At 37.0% G+C, this 6703-nt stretch carries 6 protein-coding genes; 4 read left to right on the forward strand and 2 right to left on the reverse strand.

The annotated features are described in order from the left end of the window. Nucleotides 1-45 precede the first annotated feature (45 nt). The 4 genes from R2R28_RS14240 to R2R28_RS14255 all read left to right on the forward strand — a co-directional run bounded on the left by R2R28_RS14240 (nt 46) and on the right by R2R28_RS14255 (nt 4347). Nucleotides 46-1344, forward strand: coding sequence for a hypothetical protein (locus R2R28_RS14240; RefSeq protein WP_316826351.1), 1299 nt, complete (start codon nt 46-48; stop codon nt 1342-1344). A 110-nt stretch (nt 1345-1454) separates the two neighbouring features. Next, a complete protein-coding gene (locus tag R2R28_RS14245) occupies nt 1455-2636 on the forward strand; it encodes a glycosyltransferase family 87 protein (RefSeq protein WP_316826352.1) in 1182 nt (393 codons plus the stop codon). Next, nucleotides 2636-3568, forward strand: a complete 933-nt coding sequence (locus R2R28_RS14250) for a glycosyltransferase family 2 protein (RefSeq protein WP_316826353.1) — start codon at nt 2636-2638, stop codon at nt 3566-3568. The genes R2R28_RS14245 and R2R28_RS14250 overlap by 1 nt, the downstream gene beginning before the upstream one ends. 2 nt (nt 3569-3570) lie before the next feature. Continuing rightward, a complete protein-coding gene (locus tag R2R28_RS14255; RefSeq protein WP_316826354.1) occupies nt 3571-4347 on the forward strand; it encodes a polysaccharide deacetylase family protein in 777 nt (258 codons plus the stop codon). A 159-nt stretch (nt 4348-4506) separates the two neighbouring features. Here R2R28_RS14255 and R2R28_RS14260 read toward each other — a convergent pair whose 3' ends face one another. Beyond that, nucleotides 4507-6273, reverse strand: a complete 1767-nt coding sequence (locus R2R28_RS14260) for a S8 family peptidase (protein WP_410479180.1) — start codon at nt 6271-6273, stop codon at nt 4507-4509. A gap of 198 nt (nt 6274-6471) precedes the next feature. Beyond that, nucleotides 6472-6703 (reverse strand): hypothetical protein (locus tag R2R28_RS14265; RefSeq protein ID WP_316826356.1); only part of this gene is annotated, 232 nt, incomplete at its 5' end.

Below are 6703 nucleotides of genomic sequence, written 5' to 3' on the forward strand. Positions count from 1 at the left end.
TATTATTGACAAGACAACAAACTAATAATCACCCACTTAAACCGAATGAATAGTGAATTTGTACAGGCCGAAAACTCTGTGTTTTTTAAACAGCTGGATATCTGTTGTAAAAAAGTAGCAGATCAGGTTGGTGAAAAAAGCATTTCGGAATGGAAAAACAGCGATTACATTAAACTTAGTGGATTATTATATCGGAAAACGAAGGTTCATTTAAGTGAAAATACACTCAAACGGGTTTTCGGTAAGCTTAAAAAACCTACCCGTTATTATCCTCAAAAAGCAACGAGGGATGCGCTTGCACAATTTATTGGTTTTAGGGATTGGTACGAATTTGAACTTTTACATCCCCTTACCGAAAAAGCAGATTTAACTGCCACGCCAGTTAAGGTAGATTCGAAACCAAAAGAAACTAGCAATAAGAAAAAGAACTATATCTATTTTGCGTTATCGGTAATTATAATGACTGTTATCGGGATCTGCTTTTTTATTAATCATAAAGACGAGGTTATCAATGTTAAATTAACCTGTTTAAATCCTGAAGGGAAAAGTCCACACTCAGCAATTTTTAAACTTAAAGTTAATGGAAAGCTTACAGATGACCGGGCTAATTTTACGGTAGACTTTGCGGATAACAAACCAAAGCGATCTAACTTTAGCGATACCATTGTTAACCATTATTATGAAACACCTGGAAGATATTTTCCTATACTTTATTATAAAAATACCATTATAGATACCGCTTACGTATACCTGAAGAGTAAAGGCTGGGATATTATTGCAACAATGCAACACGATACTACGAGGGTATATCCAATATTAAGAAAGCATACGAATACGTTAGATTCGCATGTAACAACGAGCGCGCTATTGGATGCAGGAATTGATACCAGTAAAACATTCTTTGTCTCTTTTGCCAACGTAAAACCGACACACATCAGTGCCGATAATTTTGAATTTTATGCTGACATTACTACCTCGGCAGAACGCCCGGGTGTACGTTGCTCTCAGGTTGATATCGTTGTATTCGGAGAAAACGACAGCCATTATCTAAGTATTATTAAACCTGAATGCACGGCCTGGGTTTCTTATAAATTTTCGGAAATAGCTAAAAGTGGAGCAAAAGATGATTTGAGAAAGTTTGGTGATGATCTTACAGGCGGAGGTAGGGTCAAATTACGAATCGAAAATCAGCATGTGATTGTTTTTATCGACAATAAGGAAATATTTAAAACCAAATACCATACACCGATTGGAAAATTGATGGGCTTTAAAATTGTTTTCGCAGGAATCGGCTCGTTCAAAAATTTTAACCTTTCTGATTTAAAAACAGGTGAAAAGTTTTAACCCGGATCTACCTTAAAGTACACCTGCTATCCTTTTGAAAAAAGAAATCTTCAAAAGAATAGATGATTAAGCAAGCTGTAAAAATGGTTATATTAGCGGCACTAATCATAATGAACAATTTTAAAAACGCTTATCCGAACAAAGTATTCTCGTTTCTTTTAAAAAAGGAATGTGTCATTGCCATTTACCTTATACTGGCCATAGTATCGGGTTTTAAGCAATATCACCATCATACCTACAACAATTACCTTATTTTTAAATATGTATATTGGCATACTACGGATCTGCAAAATTTGTATAACAATTATCCAGAATATTTAGACAGCAATCATTACGGACCTGTATTTTCAGTTTTTATTGCACCTTTTGCCTTATTGCCCGATGGATTGGGCAGTATTCTCTGGAACATTGCCAATGTGTGCGTACTGCTTTGGGGTATTTACAGCCTGCCCATATCGCTTAATAAAAGAACCATTATTGCCTGGATTTGTGCGCATGAGGCGCTAACTGCACTTTTCAGTTTCCAGTTTAATATTGCGTTAACGGGAATCATATTACTCAGTTTTTCTTACCTGATTAAGAAAAAAGAGGTACAGTCGGCTTTTTTTATCGCTTTTGGTACCTTAGTAAAACTTTACGGAATTGTTGGGCTGGCCTTTTTCTTTTTTACCAAAAACAAAGTAAAATTCATTCTTGGCTGCTTTATCGCATTCGCACTGTTATTTGCGTTGCCTATGGTGATTTCCTCTCCGGCATTTGTGATCCAGTCTTACAGTGATTGGTACCACTCTTTGGCACATAAAAATGACCTGAATGCCTCATTAACATCTTTTCAGGATATTTCTTTAATGGGAATTGTACGAAGGGCTACAGGCAATATTAACATTCCGAACATGCCATTTTTATTGGGTGGTTTAATATTGTTCGGTTTGCCTTATACCCGCATCAACCAATACAAACATCTAGGGTTTAGGCTTATGCTGCTGGCCTCTACACTTATTTTTACGGTAATATTTAGCAGTGGATCAGAATCGCCAACCTACATCATTGCTTTTGCAGGGGTGGCCATCTGGTTTATAGTGCAGCAAAACCCTAAAAAAGGGTGGATAATTGCTTTATTTATTTTCGCTTTTATACTCACCAGCTTATCACCAACCGACATTTTCCCAAGGGCTGTTAAAGAATTTATTCGTCTATATTCGCTTAAAGCCCTACCTTGCGTAATCATTTGGCTAACCATAATTTATCAAATGATGAAAGAAGATTTTGAATCTTATTTGATTGCCGATTAATGAATAAACTAGTTTCTATAGTAATACCTGCCTACAATGAAGCCGATAATGTTTTCGTAATTGCCGAAAGCATTAAGCATGTTTTTTCTACGATCGATTACCGTTACGAAATTATCCTGGTTGATGATGGAAGTGCCGATCATACCCTTGAAAAAATAAAAGATTATGCGGCAAAAGCTGATAACATTTTCTTTCTCGAGTTTTCTAAAAATTTTGGGCATCAACTGGCTGTAAAAGCAGGTATGGACCATGCTTTTGGAGACTGCGTAATTTCCATGGATTGCGATATGCAACACCCGCCAGAATTGATCCCCGAAATGCTACAGAAATGGCAGGAAGGATTTGAAGTGGTTTATACCATACGGGAAGAAGATAAAAACCTGTCAAAGGGTAAAAGAAGCTCATCAAACTTATTTTATAAAACCCTAAACTGGTTATCTGATATCGATTTAGAGCCAGGAGCAGCCGATTTTCGTTTGCTTGACCAGAAAGTAGTGAGTGTTTTCAGGAATTTCCACGAAAACGAACCTTTTTTGCGTGGTTTGGTGAAATGGCTTGGTTTTAAACAGTTTGCCATCCGGTACAATCCTGCTGCACGTTTTTCGGGACAAAGCAAATACACCTTTAAAAAAATGCTGAGGCTTGCCTTGCATGGTGTTACCTCTTTTAGTATAAAACCACTGTATTCTGCTGTTTATCTTGGTTTCATCCTCTCATTTGCATCGGTACTTTATATACCTTACATTATTTATGCATTTGTAAACCACGTAGAGGTTTCTGGCTGGGCATCGGTAATTATGACTATTGTCTTTTTTGGAGGCCTACAGCTTATTATTTTAGGCATTATAGGTATTTATGTGGGTAAAATGTTCATGCAGTCTAAAAACCGTCCTAATTACATCATCCGTTCAACCAATATTCAACCTCAATAAAAATGGTACTGTTAAGTTTTGATATCGAAGAATTTGATATGCCTTTTGAATATGGAAAAATTATTTCTTTTGAAGATCAGATTGCCATATCGAGGGCTGGTACCATTGCTATTTTAGATCTTCTGGATAAATACCAGGTAAAAGCTACGTTTTTTTGTACTGTAACTTTTGCCGAAAATATCCCTGATCTGATTAAACGCATTACAGAAACCGGTCACGAACTGGCCTCACATGGTTATTATCATTCTGATTTTAAACCCGAGCATTTACGCCAATCGAAGCTCAAACTCGAAGAGCTATCGGGCAAAGAAATTACCGGTTACCGCATGGCGAGGATGATGCCTGTGGATGAAAAAGAAATAGAAAAAGCTGGATATACTTATAATACCTCGATTAACCCAACCTATTTACCCGGTAGGTATAATAATTTTAACATCTCCAGAACGCATTTTATTAAAGACAATGTTTTGCAGATTCCCGCATCGGTAAGTCCACTCGTAAGGTTTCCATTATTTTGGCTATCGTTCCATAATTTACCGTTAAGTATTTATAAAACACTGGCCAGCTGGACATATAAAAAAGATAAATACCTGAATATTTATTTCCACCCATGGGAATTTACTGACCTGAACGATTTTGAGCGTTTTGGTTTCCCTGGTTATATTAGAAAAAATACCGGAATCAAAATGATCGAACGTATGGAAGCACTTGTGTGGTGGATGAAAGCTAAAAACTATCCCTTCGGTACCTTTCAGCAGTTTATAAAAAACCTAGCTTAGTGGTTTTTTATAAATATATTTTACTCTTCTCATTCAGGGCACTTACCGGAGTGCTTAGCCCCGGGCGAAGCGACATCCCCGAAAGCGCAGCAAAGGGATACAGCGAAGCAAGGGAACAAACTTAAATAGCTGTAGTAACCATGTGCTTCTAAAAAGCTCTTATTTATATGTTTCTGCCAGTTTAAGTGCATTGTAGGTATTAACAATGCCGCCACTCACACATATTTCGCTAAAAGGCACACGGACATTCCCGCCCTTATCATCTTTATACTTAATTTTATGTACAACTTTTGAAACTGATTTCATGATAACTTCTCTCACCTGAGCGGGCGTTAATTCAGGATAATAGCTTAAAACTAAAGCGGCTAAACCTGCAACAACCGGCGAAGCCATACTTGTACCATCAGCTTCTTCATATTTATTATCGGGAACGGTAGATTTGATTAAAAATCCAGGTGCAAAAACATCTACACTATACTTACCGTAATTAGAAAAATCTGCTTTCAGGTTATCATCATCTTTATAAGCACTTGCGCCAACTTCGATCCAGTTGGTGGCATGTGGAAGATTAAATTTAGCAGAATCTATCACTAAAGATTTAACTAAAGTAGAGCGCTCAAAAGGAGGGCGCATCCCCATTCCATTATTCTGTCCAATGGGGCGAGGTGGTGTAAAATCAGGTTTGGCGGGTTTTTTATTGGCTTCTTTATAAGCCTCAGCTTCCTTACTATCGTAATATTTATTGGGATAATTTTCCTCTAAATCATTGTTCTGGTTGTCATTCCCTGCTGCATGGACCAATAATACACCTTTAAGTTCTGCATATTTAACTGCAGAATCAACAGCTTTTTTATTCCATTTGTAGCTCTTTCCAAAGCTCATATTGATCACTTTAGCACCATTATCAACTGCATAGCGAATGCCATTGGCTACATCCTTATCACGTTCATCACCGGTAGGAACCACACGAATGGCCATAATACTTACGTTGTTGGCCACGCCTAAAACACCTAAAGCATTTGTACGGTTTGCTCCTATGATACCCGATACGTGCGTACCATGGAAAGGATCTGGTCCCTTCACATCATTATTCCCGTAATTCTTTTCGTAAGCGTTGTTATAATCGTCGCCGACTAACTCCCCACGCATATCGTATTTAGGATTTAAGTTGTACTTCAACATGGCATCATATTGCTTGTACCCCTCTTTTATATTTTTATAAAATTTATCAAAACCACCATCTTCTTTCGAACCTTTCCTGATAATCGTTTTTACTTGTTCTTCTGTTTCATCGTCGGCTTTATAACGGTCGATATCTTCTAAAGCAGGTATTTGCTTTTTATTTATTTTCGCTACAGAATCTAAAACTTTGTTAATGGCAATTAGAACAGAAAATGTGTTACTTGCATCTTCGTATTTCTTACCGAAATCCCCAACCATTTTTTTATAAAGCCTGAATTCTTCTTTTTGTGTACTATCTAATGGGGTTAGATTGGTTGTCGATTGATATTTTGGGGTATAAATTCTTAATAACCTAACCAGTTCCAGGTTATCAAATTCGAGGTTTCCCTTTTTAGAACCTATAAAATTCCATCCATGGATATCATCGATATAACCATTACCATCATCATCAATCCCATTTCCGGGAATTTCCTTTTTATTGGTCCATAAAACACTTTGCAGATCCTGATGATTGATATCCACCCCTCCATCGATTACGGCTACAATAATATTCTGTTTAGGTTTTTTATCTTTCAGAAGTTCGCGGTAAGCTTTCTCTGTACTGATTCCAAAATATCCATTCTCGAGTAAATCTAAATTAAACCAATTGGCAGGGAGCTGTACGTTTTTACTCTGGGCAAAAGCGCTAAAGTTTAGGCACAGAATAATAGTAAGAAAGATTAATTTCTTCAGGTTAGCGTTCATCATAGTATTATCTACGTATTACTACAATAATACGGTTTTATTGCTTTGAGGATGAAAGATTTTACATTTTTTAACAAGAGGGATAATCATTTTTAGTGTACTTTTTACGTGTAATAGAGGATGGAAAATGGATAATCGAAAATGTAAACAGGCCCAGATGCTAAAGTATTATATTTTCTTGGAGCGCAGTTTTTGTGCTTATAGGTTGGCTCCTATCCTGCTGTACGCTACCCGATGAAAAATCGGGACCGCTGCCATCAGGGCTAGTTCCGTCATGATGGAAGATGTAAAACGGATGATGGAACTACTTCTACGCAAATCAGTGCCATCTGGTGGAGAAAACCAATGTACGCCCTTAATAAATTTAATCAATGTATCCTGTGCTTTTAATGGTTCTGAGAAACTAGAACGGTTATAAACGAAGAAAACC

It is taken from the genome of Pedobacter miscanthi (assembly GCF_032678605.1).
Taxonomy (GTDB): Bacteria; Bacteroidota; Bacteroidia; order Sphingobacteriales; family Sphingobacteriaceae; genus Pedobacter; species Pedobacter miscanthi_A.